Annotated in this window: 18 protein-coding genes and 1 pseudogene; 13 read left to right on the forward strand and 6 right to left on the reverse strand. The window is 65.1% G+C overall.

From position 1 onward, the window contains the following. Both L2A60_RS04370 and L2A60_RS04375 read right to left on the reverse strand, forming a co-directional pair. Entirely contained in the window at positions 1-1368 is a 1368-nt protein-coding gene (locus L2A60_RS04370) for a tetratricopeptide repeat protein (RefSeq protein WP_235703148.1), read from the reverse strand. Further along, positions 1365-3074: a tetratricopeptide repeat-containing sulfotransferase family protein gene (locus L2A60_RS04375; protein ID WP_235703149.1), complete on the reverse strand. Its 1710-nt coding sequence runs from the start codon at positions 3072-3074 to the stop codon at positions 1365-1367. Before L2A60_RS04375 ends, L2A60_RS04370 begins: the two co-directional genes overlap by 4 nt. 214 nt (positions 3075-3288) lie before the next feature. Between L2A60_RS04375 and mbfA the strand changes: the two genes are divergently transcribed. The 4 genes from mbfA to yddG all read left to right on the forward strand — a co-directional run bounded on the left by mbfA (position 3289) and on the right by yddG (position 7077). Then, positions 3289-4245 (forward strand): iron exporter MbfA, encoded by a 957-nt coding sequence (gene mbfA / locus L2A60_RS04380; protein WP_235703150.1) that lies wholly within the window; start codon positions 3289-3291, stop codon positions 4243-4245. 31 nt (positions 4246-4276) lie between these two features. Continuing rightward, positions 4277-5233 carry an NAD(P)H-dependent flavin oxidoreductase gene (locus L2A60_RS04385; RefSeq protein ID WP_235703151.1) on the forward strand — a complete coding sequence of 319 codons (957 nt, stop codon included), beginning with the start codon at positions 4277-4279 and terminating at the stop codon, positions 5231-5233. Between the two features lie 24 nt (positions 5234-5257). Continuing rightward, a complete protein-coding gene (locus L2A60_RS04390; protein ID WP_235703152.1) occupies positions 5258-5998 on the forward strand; it encodes an AraC family transcriptional regulator in 741 nt (246 codons plus the stop codon). Between the two features lie 71 nt (positions 5999-6069). Beyond that, positions 6070-7077, forward strand: a complete 1008-nt coding sequence (gene yddG, locus L2A60_RS04395; protein WP_235703153.1) for an aromatic amino acid exporter YddG — start codon at positions 6070-6072, stop codon at positions 7075-7077. A gap of 17 nt (positions 7078-7094) precedes the next feature. Here yddG and L2A60_RS04400 read toward each other — a convergent pair whose 3' ends face one another. Together L2A60_RS04400 and ygfZ are read right to left on the reverse strand one after the other, a co-directional pair. Further along, positions 7095-7760 carry a glutathione S-transferase gene (locus tag L2A60_RS04400; RefSeq protein WP_235703154.1) on the reverse strand — a complete coding sequence of 222 codons (666 nt, stop codon included), beginning with the start codon at positions 7758-7760 and terminating at the stop codon, positions 7095-7097. A gap of 10 nt (positions 7761-7770) precedes the next feature. Beyond that, positions 7771-8592, reverse strand: a complete 822-nt coding sequence (gene ygfZ, locus L2A60_RS04405; protein WP_235703155.1) for a CAF17-like 4Fe-4S cluster assembly/insertion protein YgfZ — start codon at positions 8590-8592, stop codon at positions 7771-7773. Between the two features lie 57 nt (positions 8593-8649). Between ygfZ and L2A60_RS04410 the strand changes: the two genes are divergently transcribed. The 4 genes from L2A60_RS04410 to L2A60_RS04425 are packed head-to-tail and all read left to right on the forward strand — an operon-like array spanning position 8650 to position 13641. Continuing rightward, on the forward strand, positions 8650-9546 hold the full coding sequence (locus tag L2A60_RS04410) for a glycosyltransferase family 9 protein (protein ID WP_235703156.1): 897 nt from the start codon (positions 8650-8652) through the stop codon (positions 9544-9546). Between the two features lie 14 nt (positions 9547-9560). Next, a complete protein-coding gene (locus L2A60_RS04415) occupies positions 9561-10568 on the forward strand; it encodes a glycosyltransferase (protein ID WP_235703157.1) in 1008 nt (335 codons plus the stop codon). Next, positions 10568-12310: an asparagine synthase (glutamine-hydrolyzing) gene (asnB, locus tag L2A60_RS04420; RefSeq protein WP_235703170.1), complete on the forward strand. Its 1743-nt coding sequence runs from the start codon at positions 10568-10570 to the stop codon at positions 12308-12310. Before L2A60_RS04415 ends, asnB begins: the two co-directional genes overlap by 1 nt. Positions 12311-12312: 2 nt before the next feature. Next, positions 12313-13641, forward strand: a complete 1329-nt coding sequence (locus tag L2A60_RS04425; RefSeq protein ID WP_235703158.1) for a dihydroorotase — start codon at positions 12313-12315, stop codon at positions 13639-13641. Here L2A60_RS04425 and L2A60_RS04430 read toward each other — a convergent pair. Both L2A60_RS04430 and L2A60_RS04435 read right to left on the reverse strand, forming a co-directional pair. Then, entirely contained in the window at positions 13638-14810 is a 1173-nt protein-coding gene (locus tag L2A60_RS04430; protein ID WP_235703159.1) for a pyridoxal phosphate-dependent aminotransferase, read from the reverse strand. The two genes, L2A60_RS04425 and L2A60_RS04430, sit on opposite strands and share 4 nt — an antisense overlap. Next, a complete protein-coding gene (locus L2A60_RS04435; protein ID WP_235703160.1) occupies positions 14811-16181 on the reverse strand; it encodes a gamma-glutamyltransferase in 1371 nt (456 codons plus the stop codon). Positions 16182-16612: 431 nt separating this feature from the next. Here L2A60_RS04435 and L2A60_RS04440 point away from each other — a divergent pair, with 431 nt between their 5' ends. The 5 genes and pseudogenes from L2A60_RS04440 to sucC all read left to right on the forward strand — a co-directional run. Then, a complete protein-coding gene (locus L2A60_RS04440; RefSeq protein ID WP_235703161.1) occupies positions 16613-18031 on the forward strand; it encodes a cytochrome ubiquinol oxidase subunit I in 1419 nt (472 codons plus the stop codon). Positions 18032-18038: 7 nt separating this feature from the next. Then, positions 18039-19067 (forward strand): cytochrome d ubiquinol oxidase subunit II, encoded by a 1029-nt coding sequence (cydB, locus tag L2A60_RS04445; RefSeq protein WP_235703162.1) that lies wholly within the window; start codon positions 18039-18041, stop codon positions 19065-19067. Then, a complete protein-coding gene (locus L2A60_RS04450; RefSeq protein WP_235703163.1) occupies positions 19051-19200 on the forward strand; it encodes a DUF2474 family protein in 150 nt (49 codons plus the stop codon). The genes cydB and L2A60_RS04450 overlap by 17 nt, the downstream gene beginning before the upstream one ends. A gap of 51 nt (positions 19201-19251) precedes the next feature. Beyond that, positions 19252-20403 carry a cell division protein ZapE gene (gene zapE / locus L2A60_RS04455; RefSeq protein WP_235703164.1) on the forward strand — a complete coding sequence of 384 codons (1152 nt, stop codon included), beginning with the start codon at positions 19252-19254 and terminating at the stop codon, positions 20401-20403. Positions 20404-20549: 146 nt separating this feature from the next. Then, a pseudogene (gene sucC / locus L2A60_RS04460) lies at positions 20550-20671 on the forward strand (succinate--CoA ligase subunit beta); the annotation flags it as partial.

Genomic DNA, 20671 nt, shown 5'->3' on the forward strand with positions numbered 1-20671 from the left:
CTAGATATCCGCGACGAGACGTTCCACCACGCCGGACCAGTCATAGGCGCGCTGCTGGCGATATAACCTGATCGATGGGTACCAGGGCGTGTCGTCGCGCCCGAGCAGCCAGCGCCAGTCCGGCGCATGCGGCAGGATGAGCGAGGTCGGGCGCCCCGACGCGCCAGCCAGATGAGCGACCGAGGTATCGATGGTGACCAGCAGGTCAAGACTTTGCAGGATCGCCAGCGTATCGGTGAAATCGACGATGCTGGGGCCGAGATTGACCAGCGGGGCCGGGCCGAAATAGCCGCCGACCTCGTCGATCCGGTCGCCTTTCTGCACGGTGACGATGGCGAGATCGGGCCGGGCGAACAAAGGCGCGAACTGGCTGAGCTTGACGGTCCGTTTGCGGTCGTTCTTGTGGGTCGGCCTGCCGGCCCAGACCAGACCGACGCGGCGTTTGCCGCGCGGGGTGAGAGCGTCGAGCCGCTGCTTCCAGCCGGCGATCTTGGCCGGATCGGGGTGCAGATAGGGGATCGGCGTCGGGATCGTGTCGAGGGTCGTGCCGGCCAGGCGCGGCAGGCCGGAAAGCGGGATATAGGCATCGAACTCGCCGGTCGCTTCCCAGCGCGTCACGATGCGGCCGATTCCCGGAATTTGCCGCAGGATCGGCACCAGATCGCCGCTGCAGGCGAGCACGGGCTTGGGCGCGCGTTCGGCGACCCAGGGAATATAGCGGCCGAACTGGATACAGTCGCCGAAACCCTGATCGGCGACCAGCAGCAGACGGCCTCCGGGCACGGGCGATCCGTCCCACTGCGGCTTGTCGGTCTTGGGCAACATGCCCTCGGCCTGTTTGAGCTTGAAGCGCCATTCGTAGCTTTCCCAGCCCTCGGCCAGCCGGCCGCCGAGGAGAAGCACTTCCGCGCGCTCGAAATGCGCTTCGGGAAATTCGGCATCGAGTTCGAGCGCCCGGTCGGCGGCGGCCAGCGCGTCGTCCAGCTCAAGCCGTTCGTAACGGATCAGCGCGTGATTGAAATGCGCGCGGCTATCCTCCGGGGCGAGTTCCACGGCGCGCTGGGCCATGCGCAGTGCATCGTCCAGCCTGCCGGCGCCGCGATAAATCTCGCACATGTTGCGCGGATAGATCGCGACGGTGGGCGATAGCGCGAGGGATTTTTCCATCCGCTCGATCGCTACAGGAATCCGGCCGCGCCGATAGGCGACGATGCCCGACAGATGCAGGACGTGCGGGTGCTCGGGTGCGGCGCGCAGCACCCGTTCGGCGAGATCCTCGGCTTCCTCGAGCTTGCCGTCCCGCTCGAAGGCGCTGATTTCGCTCAGCACCTCGCCGAGCGTGACCTTGACGCCCTGAACGCCGCTCATGCCGCGATCCTCTCGGGGGCGGCGAGCAGCGTCGCCGGATCGGCGGCGACGGCGAGGAAATCCAGCACCTGACCGAGGGCCGCCGCCGGGTCGCGCACCATGTCTTCGTAGCGGATCGGCAGGTAGCGCAGGGTGGTCTGGCCGCGCACCTGGGCGATCGCTTGCATCTGGGCGTCGTAGAGCCGGGCGAGGCTGGCCAGCGTGACCCCGGCATTGCCCTCGTACAGCTTGTCCTGCGCGAAGCCGGACAGCACGACATCGAGCGGATGGCGCAGCACATGGATCACCGGCGCGTCGGGGAACAGGGCGGCGGCGAAGCCGATCAGCCAGGGCAGCTCGGCGCCGCGATCGGTGACGAACCGCGAGTCAGCGCCGATCGTGGCGCTGCCGCGCAGCGTGGCGAGGTAGCGCTGCGCGAGCATGGGCAGGGCGTCGCGCTGTTCGCCCGCCGTGGTTTCGACCAGGGCCTCGGGAAATTTCTTCTCCGGGCCGCCGAGGCCAGCGATCAGGGCGGGCAGCAGCCGGGCGAGATCGGGCAGCGGGCCGCGCGTATCGGCGGGATCAATTCCCGGCATCTGGATCAGCATCTGTTCCAGCAGCGAGGTTCCCGAACGCGGTGTGCCGAGCAGAAAAACGGGTGCCGGCGCACCGGCGATCGGCGCCGGACGCGGCAGGGCGGAAAGCCGATCGGAGATGAAGGTGGTTTTGACCTGGGCGAGTCGGGCTTCGATCGGGGCCGGATCGAACTGCCGGCCGGCGCGCTCGCGCTGGAAGGTTCTGGCGGCCTGATAGGCGGCGAAGGCGTCGTCGAACCGGCCGAGCCGCTCCAGCGCCTGACCCTTGGCGGCGAACTCGGTGGCGACCAGGCTCTGCGGCGCGATCGACGCCGCGACGGCCTCGATCCGAGCCAGGGCATCGGCCGGATCGTCGCGATGCAGCCGGACCAGGACACCGAGCAGGGCGATCATCCGGTCCGCCGGCGCGAGCGCCGCCGCCTCGGCCAGCAGGGCTTCCGCCTCGTCGAGGCGCAGGCGCGCCGCCTGGACCTGGGCGTACCCCGCCAGACCGCGCGGATTGTCCCGCTTGAGGGCGAAGGCCGCTTCGTAGAGCGAGGCGGCTTCGTCGAGCCGGCCTTGCTGTTTCATGTTCCAGGCAAGGTTGCCGATCAGCGCCGGGTCGCGCTGATCGGCGAAGCCGAGCGCCATGCGGTAATGCCGTTCGCCTGCTTGGAGTTTGCCGGTCTCGGTGAAGATGATGCCGAGCAAATGGTTCACCGTCGGATCGCGCGGCGCGAGCTGTAAGGCAAGGCGGGCCGGCGTCTCCGCTTCGGCGTGGCGGCCCTGATTGACCAGGAGTTGCGCGTGCTGGACATGCGCGAGCACCGCCGGCGGATCGAGCGAGGCGATGCGCTTGATCAGCGCCTCGGCCGCGGCGAGGCGGCCTTCCGCGCGGCGGAGTTCGAAGAGCAGGCGCAGCGCGTCGCGATGATGTGGCGCGAGATCGAGGATTTGCAGGACATGGCGCTCGGCTTCCCGGTTGCGGCCCTCGGTGCGGGCGGTGCGCGCCTTTTCCATCAAGGGATCGAGCACCGCGTGGTTCGCGGGGTCGGGTAGGCCAGCGGGATCGAGGCCACAGCAGCGCACCCGCCTCAATCCCGAAAAGCAGGGGCACGATGTCTTGTCGAACAGGGGCATTGTTGCGCTCATGACGCGGAATCATGCAGGGTTTACGAGTTGGTGCAAGTGCAGGGATTGTCCGGGTTGTGCGACGATGGATCGCGCCCGCGGGTGACGTGCGAATGCACGCCGTCGCGCGACTCTCCGCGCGACGACAGCGTCTTGTCGGGGCACCTAATTGCAAATAAATATCAAATAAAACCAAAATCTTGACCAATGCCGGCCGCCGCGCCATTTCGGGGCCATGCGCAATTTCTCGGAACTTTCGGAACGCGAAATCCTGGCCCTCGCGATCGGCGCGGAGGAGGAGGATGGCCGCATCTATACCGACATCGCGGAAAGCCTGCACGCGGACTATCCGGCATCCGCCAAGGTATTCTTCGAGATGGCCGCGGAGGAGAGCGAACACCGGCGCTGCCTGATCGACATGTTTCAGGAGAAATTCGGCGATCATATCCCACTGATCCGCCGCCACGACGTGCGCGGCTTCCTGCATCGCAAGACCGTGTGGCAATTGCCCAAGCCGAGCATCAGGGATGTCCGCAAGCTTGCCGAAAGCATGGAAGCCGAGACCGCGAATTTCTACCGTCTGGCGGCGAGCCGGACCTCGGATGTCGCGATCCGCAAGCTGCTCGGCGATCTGGCCGAGGCCGAGCAGGGCCACGGGCGGATCGCCGACCGGCTGACCGAGGAAAACCTGCCCGAGACGGTGCGCAGCAAGGAGGATGCCTCGGCCGAGCGCAACTTCGTGCTCCGCTATGTCCAGCCGGGCCTTGCCGGGCTGATGGATGGTTCGGTTTCGACCCTTGCTCCGGTTTTCGCCGCCGCTTTCGCCACCGGCAAGCCGTGGGAAGCGTTCATCGTCGGCATAGCCGCATCGCTGGGGGCTGGGATTTCAATGGCTTTCGCCGAGGCCTTGTCGGATGATGGCAGCCTGACCGGGCGGGGCTCGCCGGTGATTCGCGGGGTGATTACCGGGGCGATGACCACGCTCGGCGGACTCGGTCATACGCTGCCGTTTTTGATCCCGAATTTCTGGACCGCGATGAGCGTGGCCTTTGCCGTGGTGGTGGTCGAACTCGGCGTGATTTCGTGGATCAGGACGCGCTATATGGAGACGCCGCCGCTACAGGCGGCGCTGCAGGTGGCGCTGGGAGGGGCGATCGTATTCGGGGTGGGCATTCTGATCGGCACCAGTTGACGCATAGGGAAAGGGTCGGCAGAAGCATTGCATGACCGTTCCATCCGTCCTGCGCAACCGCCTCGCGATTCCGGCGATCGGCTCGCCGCTGTTCATCGTTTCCAACCCGAAGCTGGTGATCGCCCAATGCACCAGCGGTATCGTCGGTTCGTTTCCGGCGCTGAACGCGCGGCCGGAAACCATGCTGGACGAATGGCTGGCCGAAATCACCGAGGCGCTCGCCGCCTGGGACGCGGCGCATCCCGAGACGCCATCGGCGCCATTCGCGGTGAACCAGATCGTGCATCGCTCGAACGCGCGGCTGGAGCACGATCTGGCGCTGTGCGTGAAGTACAAGGCGCCGCTGGTGATCACCTCGCTCGGTGCGCGACCCGAGGTGAACGCGGCGGTGCATTCCTATGGCGGCATCGTGATGCACGACATCATCAATGATTTCTTCGCGCATAAGGCGATCGAGAAGGGCGCGGATGGGTTGGTCGCGGTTGCCGCCGGGGCGGGCGGTCATGCCGGGGTGATTTCGCCGTTCGCGCTGATCCAGGAGATCCGCTCGTGGTTCGACGGGCCGGTGGCGTTGTCGGGCGCGATCGCCACCGGGCGGGCGGTTCTGGCGGCGGAGGCGATGGGGGCGGATTTCGCCTATATCGGCTCGGCGTTCATCGCGACCGAGGAGGCCAATGCCTCGGCCTCCTACAAGCAGGCGATCGTCGATGGCAGCGCCGGGGACATCGTCTATACCAATCTGTTCACCGGGGTGCATGGCAATTATTTGCGGCCCAGCGTGGTCGCCGCCGGGCTCGACCCGGATAATCTGCCGGCCAGCGATGCCTCGGCGATGAATTTCCACGACGGCGCCAAGGCAAAAGCGTGGAAGGATATCTGGGGTTCCGGCCAGGGGATCGGCGCGGTGGATGCGGTGGTGCCGGCTCGGGTGCGGATCGAGCGGCTGATCGCCGAATATCGCGCGGCGAAGGCGGCGCTCGCGGCGTGACCTCCAAAATTTCACGGGTGCCCGATGACGGTTTCGATTCGGCGTTATGAGCGGCTTCCGGGGCAGCATATCCATTCTTTCGATCAGATCGTCCTGCCGTTTGCCGGAACCATGGACATCGAGATTGGCTCTCGCGGTGGTAAGGTGGATGCTGGGCATGGTGCGCTGATCGCCGCCGGCCAGCGCCACGTGTTTCATGCCGAACCGGGCGACCGTTTCATCGTTGTCGATATGGACGATATCGCCATTGTGCCGGAGCGCGGCGCCTTCTTCCCGATACCATCCGCGATCGCGCATCTTCTGGGATATGTCCGGGCAAGACAGGACAATTCGGCTCAACATTCCGATCTTCACGTTCCGTTGCCCGATATGTTCGCTCGCCCATGGGCAACCCTGCTGGTCGATGCGCTGTTCGGTCTCGAAACCAGCCCGGTGGATTCGGGCGGCCGAGCCATCGCACGCGCGTTCAAATTCATGCGCGCCAACCTCGAGAAGCGTTGCACCACGGCGGAGATCGCGGCGGCAGCGGGACTCGGCGAACGACGACTCCATGCCCTGTTCCACGCCCGGTTCGGCTCGACGCCGCGCGAAGAATTGATGAGGCTGCGGCTCGATTTTGCGCGGGCCTTGCTGTGTTCGACATCATTGCCGATCGCAGAGATTGCCGTGATGTCCGGCCACGCCGATCAGAGCGCTCTGACGCGCCGGATGCGCGATGTTCGGGGCATTACACCCGCTGTCGCGCGTCGAATTGCCTCAGCCTGATTTGTCGATTCGCGTCGTTTTTGGACAGCATCGGACAAGACGTGTCTGCGTGAGTGGCTTAAGCGGTCGCCATGACGATCCGAAGCTTCAATCCGGTCAATTCCGAACGCTCAAAGGCGACGGCGATCGGCGGGCTGGCGATCCTGTTGTGGTCCACCTTGGCGCTGCTTGCGGCGAGCACGCGGGGGATTCCGCCGTTCGAAACGCTGGTGCTGAGTTTCGGCGTCGCTTTCGCGGCCGGCATGGTTGTGCTTGTGGTGCGCCGAAGGCTGGGGCGGCTGCGCCAGCCGGTGCGGGCCTGGGCGCTCGGGTTCGCCGGCATTTTCACCTATCACGCGCTGTATTTCACCGCGCTCGACCATGCGCCGGCGGCGCAGGCGAGCTTGATCTGTTATCTCTGGCCGCTATTGATCGTCGTGTTCGCGGCTTTTCTGCCGGGAGGGCGGCTGCACGCGCGCCATGTCGCCGGGGCGGCGCTGGGGCTGGCGGGCACGGTGCTGATATTGCTTAGTGGCACCGGGCTTACGGGCAATGGATCGGCGCTGGGTTATGGCTGTGCGTTCGCGGCGGCTTTTGTCTGGGCGGGATATTCGGTCGCGAATCAGCGGATCAGGGCGGTGCCGAGCGAATTGATCGCCGGGATATGCGGCGCCGTGGCGTTCGCCGCGCTGCTGGTTCATCTCGCGGTGGAGCAAACGGTCATTCCGAGCACGGGTCAGGCGGTCGCGATGATTGCCCTCGGGGTGGGGCCGGTCGGGCTTGCTTTTTTTTTCTGGGACCACGCGACCAAGCGCGGCGACCTCGCGCTGCTCGGCACGCTGTCCTATGCAGCACCGCTGCTATCGACCGCGCTGCTGGTCGCGGTCGGGCGGACGCCATTGAGCGTGACGATTATCGGGGCGGCAGCGTTGATCGTCGGCGGCGCGGGGATTTCGGTGGGATTCAGACGCCCAAAAGTCTGTTTGGAAACTCGCTCCGGCGAGTCAGTCGGTGATGTCTCGCGAGCACCGGAGCGGAGCGCACTTGAGTGCGTGAGCGCCGGAGCGCAGCGAAACGCCGCTGAATGGCCGCCGGAGTAGAGTTTGCAAATAGCCTTTCAGGCGTAAGGGTAGGGTCCGCCTTTCGCCAATGCCCGCTGATACGCCGGGCGGGCATGCGCCGCCGCCAGGAAGGCGTTGATCCGGGGAAAATTGCCGCGCAAGGCATCGCGCGCGTTCGCCGCCTCGACCGGGAAGCTCATCATGATGTCGGCCCCGGTCAGGTCGTTGCCGGCGAACCAGGTGGAGTTGGCCAGCGCGTCCTCCCAGTAGCGGATATGGGTTGCGATATTGGGATCGAGGTATTTGTCGCCGACCTGCCTGCCGACCATGCGCAGGAGCGGGCGTGCGAAAAACGGGCCCTGTTTCGGCATTTCGGTGAAAATCAGCTTCATTACCAGAAAGGGCATGGCGGACCCTTCGGCATAGTGCAGCCAGTAGGAATAGCGGCGGCGATCGTCGGTGCCGGTGGGCGGGATCAGGCGGCCTTCGCCGTATTTTTCGATGAGGTATTCGACGATCGCGCCGGTTTCGGCGATCGTGGTGTCGCCGTCGGTGATCACCGGGGATTTGCCGAGCGGATGCACCGCGCGCAGGCTGGCCGGCGCGAGCATTGTCTTTGGGTCGCGGTTGTAGCGCTTCACCTCGTATTCCAGGCCGAGTTCCTCGAGCAGCCAGAGGATGCGCTGGGAACGCGAGGCTTCCAGATGATGGACGACGATCATGCTTGCGCTTTCATGCCTGGGCAGGCTCGGGGAGGGTTAACCAATAGGGCATATCAGGTTTGACCATGATCGGGCCTGCTTGCAAGGGCAAATAGAGGCAATCGAGCCGGAGCATGGCGAGACCGCGCAACCCAAGGCGGCCGCGCAACGCGCCGGCGTCGCGATCCCCGGTGGTGATGGGCGTGCCGGGCGATGGTAGATCGGTGCTGCCATTCACCGGGATGAGCCGGCGTTTGACCAGGCCGCGATAGCGGGTGCGGGCGGTGAGTTCCTGGCCCATGTAGCAGCCTTTGTCCCAGTCGATGCCGTGAAGTTCGTCGAAACCGGCTTCCATCAGCAGGGTTTTTTCGGGTTCGAGATCGGCGTGGTCGGGTAGGCCGAGGGCGAGGCGGTGGGCGAGGTAGGCGGTGGCATCGAGCGCGTCGGGGAGCCTGGTTCGGGCAAGGATTCGGGTTCCGGCGGTGTCGAGCCGTGGGTCGGGAGCGGTGATGGCGTCTGGGATGGTGGCTGAGCCGTTCCAGGCGGCATGGACGGCGAAATCGGCGGAGCGATCCGCGAGGGTCACCTTGCTGCGCAGCCTGAAGCGGCCGAGGCGCTTGATCAGGTCGGGGATGGCTTCGCGCGCGGTGTCGAGCAGGAGCGAGTCCGCTGTGGCGAGAATGAAGAATTCGGCGAGGTAGCGGCCCTGCGGGGTGAGCAAAGCGGACCAGACGGCACGGCCGGGGACGGCTTTGGTGACGTCGTTGGAGACCAGCCCTTGCAGGAAGGTGACGCGGTCGGGGCCTTCGATTGCGATGACGCCGCGATGGGGGAGAAAAGCCGTTTTTGTCATGATTGAAATGTGGCCCCTTGGCCGGCGCGCGGCAAGTCGTGCTAGACGCCGCATTACATGCGGATATTGTTCATCACCTCCTCGCGCCTGGGCGACGCCGTGATCTCCTCGGGTGTGATCGAGCGGATCAGGCTTGCGCATCCCGAGGCGCGACTGACTGTTGCCTGCGGCGCGGCTTCTGCCGGCGTGTTTGCCAGCCTGCCGGGGCTGGAACGGTTGATCGTGTTCGAGAAGCAGAGCCTGGACCGGCACTGGTTTTCGTTATGGGCCGAGGTGGTGCGCCATTGGTGGCATTTGATCGTCGATTTCCGGGGATCGGCGCTGTCGCTCCTTTTGCCGGCAGGGCGGCGGGTGATCGTGCGCGGCGGGCGGCGTCCGGGCCGGCGCTATGTCCAGATCGGCGTGGCGCTCGGTTTCGATCCGGCGCCTCTGCCGGTGGCGTGGACCGCGCCGGAGGATCGGGCGCGGGCGGCGATCCTGTTGCCGGAGGGCGGGACGGTGCTTGGATTGGGACCGACGGCGAACTGGGACGGCAAGATCTGGCCGGCGGAGCGATTTGGCGACCTGGCGCGGCGGCTTGGGGTTCCGCGCATTGCCATATTTGGTGGTCCGGGTTCTGACGAGCGCGCCCGTGCGGCGCCCGTGCTTGCGGCGCTGCCGGATGCGATCGACCTTGTGGGTGCGGTCAGCGTGCCGGAGGCGGCCGCGTGCCTCGCCCGCTGCGCGCTGTTCGTGGGCAATGATTCCGGGCTGATGCATCTCGCGGCGGCGGCAGGGACGCCGACGTTGGGGTTGTTCGGCCGGTCGCGCGCATCGGAATATGCGCCGGCGGGTGTGCGTGCGTCGTTTGTTGCCGCGCCGGGGCCGGAAGGTGAAGCGCCAATGGACGGCTTGGCTGTGGATCAGGTGGTCGCCACGGCGCGGGCGCTGCTCGGCACGACGGTGCCGGCGTGAGGATTGCCCATTTGATGGCGGGAGCCGCGCAGGGTGGTGCCGAACTGTTCTTCGAGCGTATGACGATCGCGCTGGCGCAATCGGGCGAAGCGGTGCTGCCGGTGATCCGGCCGGATCCTGATCGGGTCGCGCGGCTGCGGGCGGCGCGATTGTCGCCGGTGGGGTTGCGATTCGGCGGCCTGCTCGATGTGTTGACCCGGCCGCGTGCCGCGCGGGTTTTGCGGGAATTCCGGGCGGATGTCGCGATCGCCTGGATGAGCCGGGCGGCGTATCATGCGCCGCGCGGGGATTGGGCGCTGATCGGGCGTCTGGGCGGGTATTACGATCTCAAATATTTCCGGCGCTGCGATCATTTGGTGGGTAATACGCGCGACATCGTGCGCTGGGTGGGTGCGCAGGGCTGGCCGCGCGGACGGGTGCATTATCTGCCGAATTTCGTGGTGGATTTTGCCGGGGTGATGCCGGCGAATCGTGGCGGTTTGGGCGTGCCGGAGGGTGCGGCGCTGATTCTTGCGTTAGGCCGACTACACGCGGTGAAAGGATTCGACACGCTAATCCGCGCGATGGCGCGGCTTACGGATGCGCATCTGGTGATCGCCGGCGAAGGGCCGGAACGCGCGGCGTTGGAGTCGTTGATTGCAAGCCTTGGATTGCGCGACCGGGTGCATCTGGCCGGCTGGCGGAGCGATATCGGGGCATTGCTGAAAGCGGCCGATATATTTGTGTCATCGTCACGTCACGAGCCGCTTGGTAACATGGTGTTGGAGGCGTTTTCCGCGTCGGTTCCGGTGGTTGCCGCCGCCGCCGAAGGGCCGCGCGAGATCATCCGCGATGGAGTCGATGGCGTGCTGGCGCCGATCGGCGATGACGCGGCGTTAGCAGCGGCGATGGCCGGCGTTCTGGGCGATCGCGGTCGCGCGGCAGTGCTCGCGCAGGCGGGACGGGCGCGGTTCGAGATTGAGTTTGATCAAGCGGTTGTGGTTGCCGCGTGGCGGGATTTTTTGCGGACGGTGAAGCGCTGATGTGCGGGATTGCCGGCATCGCGCTGAAGCCGGGGGCACGGGTCGGCCCGGAGATTCTTGCGGCGCTGGTGCGCGCGCTTGCCCATCGCGGACCGGACGGATCGGGCGTGCATGTCAGCGAACGGGCGGCGCTGGTACAGACGCGGCTCGCCATTATCGATCTCGCGACCGGCGATCAGCCGCTGTTCGGTGCGGATGCCGCGCTGATCGGCAATGGCGAAATCTATAACAATCTGGAATTGCGGGCAGAGATGGCCGATAGGCCGTTTCGGACCGGCAGCGACTGCGAGCCGCCGCTGTTTCTCGCGCGCGCGGAGCCTGATGTCACGCCGCGCCTGCGCGGGATGTTTTCGCTCGCGATCGACGATGCGATGCGCGGAACCGTCACGCTCGCGCGCGATCCGTTCGGGATCAAGCCGCTCTATACCGCGCAAACGTCGTTCGGGGCAGCGTTTGCTTCGGAACCGCAGGCGCTGATCGAGGCGGGGCTGGTGGCGCGGATGATCGATGCGGAAAAACTCGTCGAATTGCTGCAATTGCAGTTCGTCACCGGTTCCGCGACGGTGTTTTCGGAGATTACGCGACTGCTTCCGGGCGAGACGCTGACGCTTCGGGAAGGCGCGATCGAGCGACGGCTGCGCCATGATCCGATCGAGCCCGGCGAGGCGCCGCGTGACGAGGATGCGGCGATTGCAGCACTCGACCGCGTGCTCGAAGACAGCGTGGAGATGCATCAGCGCAGCGACGTACCGTATGGCATGTTTCTGTCGGGCGGCATCGACAGTGCGACGATTCTGGCGCTGATGGCGCGGCTGAACGACGCGAAGGTTCTGGCGTTTACCGCGGGGTTCGACAGTTCATCGGTTGCCGACGAGCGCGATACGGCGGAAACCAGTGCGCGCGCGGTGGGGGCGCGGCATGAGCGCATCGAGATCGGCGAGGCGATGATGTGGCGGCATCTGCCCGAAATTGTTGGATGTATGGACGATCCGGCGGCGGATTATGCGATCATTCCGAGCTGGTTTCTGGCGCGCCGCGCGAGAGAAGCGGTGAAGGTGGTGTTGTCGGGCGAAGGTGGTGACGAGATGTTCGCCGGTTATGGGCGGTATCGGGTGGCGGCGCGGCCCTGGCCGTTTGCGAAGCGGATGCGCGCGCGGGGCGGTTTCGACGGGTTGGACGTGTTGCGCGACGGGGGAGCGGTTTGGCGCGCGGGACTCGATCGGGCGCGGAATGTGACTCATGGGTCGAAGCTTGTTCGTGCGCAGCGTGAGGATATCGCCGAATGGCTGCCGAACGATTTGCTGCTGAAGCTCGATCGCTGCCTGATGGCGCATGGCGTCGAGGGACGCACGCCGTTTCTCGATCGCGAAGTCGCGCGGTTCGCGTTTTCGCTCCCGGATGGGCTGCGGGCGCGCAGGGGATTCGGAAAATACGTGCTCAGGAAATGGCTGGAGAAAAACCTGCCGGAGGCGCGGCCCTTCGCACGCAAGCAGGGGTTCGATGTGCCTGTGGCGGCCTGGATCGCGGCGCAGGGTTCGCGGCTGGGTGAATTGGTCGCACGGGCGCCGATCGTCGAGCAATTGGCGAAACCCGAGCGGGTGCGCGCAATCTTCGCGCGTGCCGATGACAGGCGCGCGGGAGTTGCGTGCTGGCGGCTGCTGTTTCTGGCGCTTTGGCACGCGCGGCACGGGTTTGGTCGCGCGGTTGACGGCGATGTGTTTGATGTTCTGACGGAGCGATAGGGATGGCGGAACGTTATGATCTGATCGTCGAGAACGGTATGTTTCTCCTGCCCTGGGGCGAGGCCGAAGCGCGAATCGGCGTGCGGGGCGGTCGTGTCGTGACGCTGGATGCGCGGGGCGAGGCGGAACGGACAATCGATGCTGGCGGGTTGCATGTGCTGCCCGGATTGATCGACCCGCACGTGCATTTTCGCGATTCCGGCGTGGCTGAATTGCCCGATGTCGAGACGCTGGAGACCGGCACGCGCGGCGCCGTGCTCGGCGGCATTACGGCGATTTTCGACATGCCGAACACCAGAACGCCCGCGACCGACGCGGCGAGCATCGCGGCGAAACGCGAGTCCGTCGCGGGACGGGCGTGGTGCGATGTCGGGCTTTATGTCGGTGCGACCAAACAGAATGCCGAACAACTTGGCGGACTGGAAGCCGAGCCGGGCGTTTGCGCGATCAAGGTGTTTGCAGGCTCTTCGACGGGCAATTTGCTGGTGGAGGACGATGCCTCGATCGAACGCGTGATGCGCAGCGGGCGTCGGCGCATCGCGTTTCATTCGGAGGACGAGTTCCGCTTGCAGGAGCGGCGCAAACTGTTTTCGCTCGGCCAACCCTATTCGAAACACGCCGAATGGCGCGACCCGGAATGTGCCGCACTCGGCACAAGGCGGATCATGGCGCTGGCGCGCAAGACCGGCCGACCGGCACATATTCTGCATGTTTCGACCGCGGAGGAGCTGGATTATCTGCGAGATTTCCGGGATGTCGCGAGCGTGGAAGTGTTGGTCAATCATCTGACCCAAGTGGCGCCCGACGCCTATGACCGGTTGGGCGCTTACGCGGTGATGAACCCGCCGATCCGCGAGGCGCGCCATGCGGAGGCGGCGTGGCGGGCGATTGCCGACGGGTTGGTCGATACGATCGGATCGGACCATGCACCGCATCCGCGATCGGCAAAGGAAAAACCGTGGCCGGAGACGGCAGCGGGGCTGACGGGGGTGCAGACCCTGGCGCCGGTGATGCTCGATCAGGTGCATCGCGGCAGGTTGTCGCTGGCGCGGCTGGTGGATTTGATGGCCTCCGGCCCGGCGCGGATTTACGGCGCGGTGGGCAAGGGGCGGATCGCCGCGGGCTATGATGCCGATTTCACCATCGTCGATCTCAAACAACGGCGCGTTATCGAACAAGCGTGGCTCGCGAGCCCGTGCGGCTGGTCGCCCTTTGTTGGCGAGTGGGTGACTGGATGGCCGGTGATGACGGTTGTTCGCGGTTTGGTGGCGATGCGCGAGGATGAGATTCTGGGGGCGCCGGCCGGCCGGCCGTTGACATTCCGAAACTAACCTGTCGTTAATTTTCGATCTAATAACCGGCTTGCGGCTTCGGCGATATCGGCCTCGGTCGCGCAATAGGAGAAGCGGACGAAGTTTTCGCCGCGCGCGGGATCGAAATCATGGCCCGGCGTTGCCGCGATATGCAATTCATTGAGGAGAGCACGGCAGAAATCCGAACTGCCTTGGCCGGTATGGGCGATGTCGGCATAGAGGTAGAAGGCGCCGTCGGCCGGCGAGAGTTTGGTGAATCCAGCGCTCGGCAGGGCATCGAGCAGCAGGGCACGGGAGCGCGCATAGCTATCGCGCCTTGCGCTGAGTTCCGCATGGCAGTCGAATGCCGCGATGGCGGCAATTTGCGAGACATGCGGCGCGCAGATGAACATGTTCTGGGTGAGGCATTCGACCGGACGCATCAGGTCTTCGGGCAAAACCATCCAGCCAATGCGCCAGCCGGTCATCGAAAAATACTTCGAAAACGAGTTGATCACGATGGCCGATGGACTGAAGCTGGCGGCCGAGGCTGACGGTTTCCCATAGGTCAGGCCGTGATAGATCTCGTCGCTGATCAGCCTGATGCCGCCATCGTGGCAATAGCGGGCGAGGGCCGCCAGGTCGTCGGGGGCTAACATCGAGCCGGTGGGATTCGCCGGCGAGGCGACCAGCACTCCTGCCGGTTTCGGATCGAGCGCTTCGAGCATTGCCACGGTCGGCTGGAATCCGGTCGCTTCGGTGGCGGGCAGCAGGATGGGTTTCAGGCCGAGTGCCACCATGATGTTGAGGTAGGGCGGGTAGCAGGGGGTCGCCAGTGCGATGGTATCGCCGGGATCGAAGGCGGCGAGAAAGGCGAGCGGAAATCCGGCCGAGGCGCCGGCCACCACGGCGATGCGCGCGGCCGGAAGATCGAGGCCATACCAATCGGCGTAATGCGCGGCGATTCGAGCACGCAGAAGCGGCAGGCCAAACGCCTCAGTGTAGCCGAGCGAGTCGGTTCCGGTCATCGCGGTTGCCACCGCCGCCCGCACGCCTTCGGGTGCGCCGGAGCCGGGCTGGCCGACCTCCATGCGGATGACGCGGTGATTGGCGGCGCCGGGCGATGCGGCGAGAGCATTCGCCGCCGCGATCACGTCCATCACCAGGAACGGGGGGACGCGTGCGCCGGAGCCGGTTTTCAGCACCATTCAGCGCGAGCCGACGGCAAGGCCGAAACCGCGCGGATCGGCCGCACCCGCGCAGGATTTCGGCGCACCGGGCATCAGGCCGGCGCAGGCGATGACATTGGCGCGACCGGGTGCCGGCACCGGGCTTGGCATCGGCACGCTCGAATGCAGTGCATTATAGAGCCCGGCGGCAACCGCCATCGGCGCACCTTGCTGGCCGGAGCCGGTCGCGATCGCCCGGAAGTTTCCGCCGCGCGTGGCAAGCCCGGCCGCGAGCAGTGGCGGGGTGATCCGCGCCGGCGAGGCGGCGAGCAGAATGCCGGTGCCGGGTGCGATTCGTCCGGTGCCGAACAGATTGTTCATCGTCGTGGCACAGCCGACCACGCCGCCTTTATGATCGAGGGCAGCGAACCCGGCCGAGGCGGGCAGGGCGCCAAGCGAAGCGCCGTGGCGCGCCGCCTGTGCCGCGGCGAGCGCACGGCCGGCGGCGACATCCATCGCTTGCGGATTCTGCGCGAGCGACTCGATGCCGGTGGCGGCGCCGAGTCCGCCCGCCGTCGGCAGGAAGGACAAGGAATAGCCGAGGCGATCGATCGTGACCGGGGTGACATAGCGCGGCTTGATCGCGCGGAGATCGGCGAGGGTGAGGCCACCGCCGGCCCGATCGGCGGCATCGATGAATTTCGCGGCGAATTGACCATGGTAGAAGCCGAATACGCCAGCCGATTGCAGCCGGGTGAGCGTGGTCGCGAGATCGGGCTGGCGCAGGGTTTCCCCCGCCTGCAGCATCTGGCCCGAGGCGGTTGTGAAGACGCTGCGCGACGCTGGATTGGCAAGGAGGGCGGAGCCGACGACTGAAAGATCGGCCGCGAGCGCGCGTGAGACTGCGACACCGCCGCCTGCCATGGCTTCCGCAGGGGCGAGATCGGTAGACAGTGGCAGACGGCCATAGCGCGCCTGCATGGCGATCAAACCGCGCGCGAGTTGCGGCACCGCGGCGGGGCGGGATGCGCCCGACGTGGCACCGGACGGCTGGCCGGGTTGGAACAGCAGCGACGTGATGTGCCCGGTGCCGCCGTCATTTTTGGGAAGGTCGATCAGACAGGCGCCGCCGCCGCCGAGGCCGGCGCGTGAAGGCAGGGTAACGGCGAGGGCGAATCCGGCTGCCGTTGCAGCATCGGCCGCGTTGCCGCCTTCGTTCAGGATATGTTTCGCCGCGAGCGCCGCTTCCGGGACCGGGGCGACGGCGAATCCCACCGCCGGCTTTTGTGGCGCGGGTTCGCCGAGCCCTTTCTGGCCGCCGCCGAACAGCGCGTGCGATACGCCGCAGCCGGTGAGGAGCACTCCGAGTGCGAGCGGTGCCGTGCGGCGCAGTATGGACAAGTTTGCCATCCCCATGGTTGCGGAAGCCAGATCGACCGACAGGCCATAACCGCCTTCGGCAAGGCGGGCAATAAAGCGGGGCCGATCACACTTGGTTGAGCGCCGGAATTTCGCACATAGCACCCGGATTGTTCTATTGAGCCATGCAGGATTGACGGCGCTGAAGCCTCTATCCGGTCTTGCCGGTGGCAGGGTCAGCGTCCTATCGAGAGCGCGTTCAGGGTTTTGATGCAGTGCAGCGTGCCGAGGCAGGCTGTGCCGGACACCGAGGGCTAGTGTGGCGATTCTGAAATTCCTACTCAGTTGTGGCGGCGATTTTAGGAATTTCAGAATCATAGCCGCGCTGGAAGTGCTTGATTTTTCTAGTGTTCTATCGTTGCGGAAATTCGTAGAACGCTTTTGGCAATGCAAACGGATTTCCGCAACGGAACACTAGAGCCATGCAGTCGGCCATCACGTCACCCCTCGCGCTCAATCTCGCGCGATCCCAGTTCGGGTTCACCATCGCGTTCCACATCATGTTTCCCGCTTTTTCGATCGGGCTGGCGAGCTATCTCGCAGTGCTCGAACTGATGTGGCTGAAGACGCAAAACCAGGTCTATCTCGACGCCTATAAATACTGGCTTAAGATTTTCGCCGTAGTATTCGCCATCGGCGTGGTTTCGGGGCTGGTGATGGCATATGAGGTAGGGGCAAACTGGAGCGGCTATTCCAACAAGGCGGGACCGATCCTGGGGCCGCTGCTGGCTTATGAAACGCTGACCGCATTTTTCCTCGAGGCCGGGTTTCTCGGGATCATGCTGTTCGGCCTGAAGCGGGTGGGACCGAGGCTGCATTTTGCCGCGACGGCGCTGGTGTCGATTGGAACGCTGATTTCGGCCTCGTGGATTCTGTCGGCCAATTCCTGGATGCAGACGCCGCAGGGCTACACGATCGGGCCGCACGGCGTGTTCGTGCCGGTCAATTGGTGGAAGATCATCTTCAACCCGACCTTTCCCTATGAATGGCTGCACATGGTGACGGCGGCCTATCTGGCGACCGCCTTCGCGGTGGGCGCGGTGGGTGCGTTTCATCTGCTGCGGCACAAGGATAATCCGGTCAGCCGGCTGATGCTGTCGATGGCGATGTGGATGGCGGCGATCGTCGCGCCGATCCAGGGATTGATCGGCGATTCGGCTGGCCGAGAGGTCTGGAAATCCCAACCGGCGAAACTCGCCGCGATGGAGGGCGACTTCCATACCAGGGCGGGCCAGGCGCTGCATCTGTTCGGCTGGCCGGATCGGGCGCTCGGCAGGCTGCTATACGATCTCAAGGTGCCTGATCTGGGTTCGCTGATCATCACCCACTCGATGCATGGCACGGTGCAAGGGCTCGATGCGTTCCCCGAGAAAAACTGGCCGGTTCTGGTGACTACCTTCTGGGGGTTTCGCATCATGGTCGGGCTGTGGGCGGTGATGGTCGCGGTGGGGCTGTACAGCCTGTGGCTGCGCTATCGCCGGCGGCTGTACGAGGCGCGGCGGTTTCACCGGATCGTGGCATCGTGCGGGCCGATCGGCTTTATCACCATCATCGCGGGCTGGACCGTGACCGAGACCGGGCGCCAGCCCTGGACGGTCTATGGCGTGCTGCGCACGGCGCAGAGCGTGTCGCCGCTGAGTGTGGGCGAGGTATTGTGGTCGTTCGGCATCATCATCGTGTTGTATTGCGTCGTGTTCGGCACCGGCATCCGCTACATCCTGGCAATGATGGCGCGTGAGCCGCAGACCGGCGAGCCGGAGCCGAGCGGCGACAAGCCGCTGCGTACCTACGGGCCGCAGGGGCTGCACGACCCCGACGCGACCGTCAATTCGGCGGAGTGACGGACCCATGCTGAACGCTCATACGCTGCCGATCATCTGGGGCTGCATCATGGCCTTCGTGATCTTCGCATATGTCACATTGGACGGATTCGACCTCGGCGTGGGTATTCTGTTCGGGGTGGAACCGATGCGCGAGGACCGGGACGTGATGGTCAATTCCATAGCGCCGGTCTGGGACGGCAACGAGACATGGTTGGTGCTTGGCGGATCGGGGCTCTACGGGGCGTTTCCGGTCGCCTACAGCGTGATTTTGCCCTCGGTTTATCTGCTCGTGATCACCATGTTGATGGGGTTGATCCTGCGTGGCGTGTCGTTCGAATTCCGCTTCCGCGCGACCACTGAACGCCAGCGGCATTTATGGGATTACGGGTTTTTCGGCGGTTCGGTGGTGGCGGCGTTCTGCCAGGGGGTTATTCTCGGCGGCGTGCTGCAGGGAACCCGGATCGCGCATCAGCAATTCGCCGGCGGGACGTTCGACTGGCTGTCGGGATTCTCGATCTTTACCGGGATTGCCGTCGTGCTGGGATATGCGCTGCTGGGAGCGACCTGGCTGGTTTGGCGCACCGAGGGCGAGTTGCAGCGCCGGGTCCGGCGGCACGCGAAGGTACTCGGCATCGTGATGCTGGCGCTGATCCTGGTGGTGAGCCTGTGGACGCCGACCCTGGACCCGTCCTTCGCGCATCGCTGGTTCAGCTTTCCGGGGATTTTCATCACCGGGCTGGCGCCGCTCGCGGTGATCGCCCTCGGTTATGCGTTTTTCCGCACGCTCGCGCGCGATACCGAGGCGCATCACGACAAGACGCCGTTTCTTTGCGCGCTCGGGATGTTTTTCGTGAGTTTCCTGGGGCTCGGCTATTCGCTTTATCCGAATATCGTGCCGCCCACACTGACGATCTGGCAGGCGGCATCGCCGGTCAGTTCGCAGATTTTCCTTCTGGTGGGCGCCGTGGTGATGATCCCGATCATCATCGGCTATAATATATTCGCCTATTCCATATTCCACGGGAAGGTCGAGGCCGGTGCCCATTATCATTGACGCATGGCTCGACCGTGCGCTGCGCGATCATCCGGTTCTGCGCAGATGGGTGTGGTTCGTCCTCATCTATGCGGTGAGCGTGGCGGTTTTCGCGGCGGTCGCTTTTGGCTTGAACGCGCTGGTGCCGGGTTGAGCCTGCGCGCAATGTTGTGTCGCGGCGTGGATTGCGCTACCGGCGCGCTCCATGCTCGATGACGTGAAAGAAGGGTCCGGCGTGGGAATCATGTCCGCTTACCGGGCGCGGATCGAGACCGGCGCGATCCTGATGGACTCCGCGCAACGGCGGGCGGTGGAGCGGCTGCAGGAACTCTGGACCCGGCTGCGCGGCTACGACCCGCAGCCCAGAACGACGCCGAACGGCTGGCTCGGCCGCCTGCTGAACAAGAAACGGGTCGACGAAGTGCCGGTGGACTATCCGAACGGCCTCTATCTCGTGGGCGAGGTCGGGCGCGGCAAATCCATGCTCATGGACATGTTTTTCGACGCCGCCGAGGTTCCGCGCAAGCGCCGCGTGCATTTTCATGAATTCATTCAGGAATGCCACCAGCGCCTGCATCGCATCAATCAAGGCGAGGCGGAGGACGCGATCGCCGTGCTGGCGGCCAAGATCGCCGCCGAGGCTTCGTTGCTTTGCTTCGACGAATTCCAGATCCACGATATCGGCGATGCCATGTTGCTGGGCCGACTGTTCGAGGCGCTGTTCGCGCGAGCGGTGGTGATCGTCGCCACCTCGAACACGCTGCCCGACAATCTTTACAGAAACAAGCCGGGCTATGAGAGTTTCAAGCCCTTTATCGCGCTGCTGAAACGCCACCTCGACGTGCTGGTGCTTGATGGCGGACGCGATTACCGGCGCGAGCGGGTGCATGGCGTGCTGAATTGGCATGTGCCCGCCGACGGCAACGCCGAGCGCGCGCTGGACGACGTGTTCGCCCGGCTGACCGGCGGAGCGACGCCGCAGCGAACCGCCCTGACCGTGTTCGGCCGCAAGCTCGTGGTGCCCTATGCGGCCAATGGAGTGGCCCGGTTCGATTTTTCGGCGCTCTGCGCCCAGGCGTTGGGGGCGGGCGACTATCTGGCGTTGGCGACGCATTACGATACAGTTCTGATCGATGCGGTGCCGCTGCTTTCGCCGGAGAATTTCGACGAGGCGCGGCGGTTCATCACCCTGATCGACGCGCTCTATGAACATCGGGTGAAACTCTACACCTCGGCCGCCGCCGAGCCGGCGGCACTCTATACCTCAGGCACGGGGGCCGCGATTTTCGAACGAACGGTCTCGCGGCTTGAGGAGATGCGCAGCGAGGCGTATTTCGCGTTGGCCCACTTAACTTAGGAGATGACAGTGGTGCCGTTTCCATGCGGTTGCGTGGTGCAAAACGATAGTCTAGGTCCGCGCCGGCAGGTGAAGCGTATCGCGGATAATATCGAAATCACAATATTTTCGGATGACAGGCCAATGACGACCGTACGGGGAATCAGATGAACATACATGAGTATCAGGCGAAGGAATTGCTGAGATCGTATGGGGTTTCGGTATTGGGGGGCAGTGTTGCGTGGAGCGGGGAGGAGGCTGCTTTTGCGGCTGGGAAGCTGCCTGGTCC

The organism is Acidiphilium iwatense (assembly GCF_021556475.1).
In the GTDB taxonomy this organism is placed as follows: domain Bacteria; phylum Pseudomonadota; class Alphaproteobacteria; order Acetobacterales; family Acetobacteraceae; genus Acidiphilium; species Acidiphilium iwatense.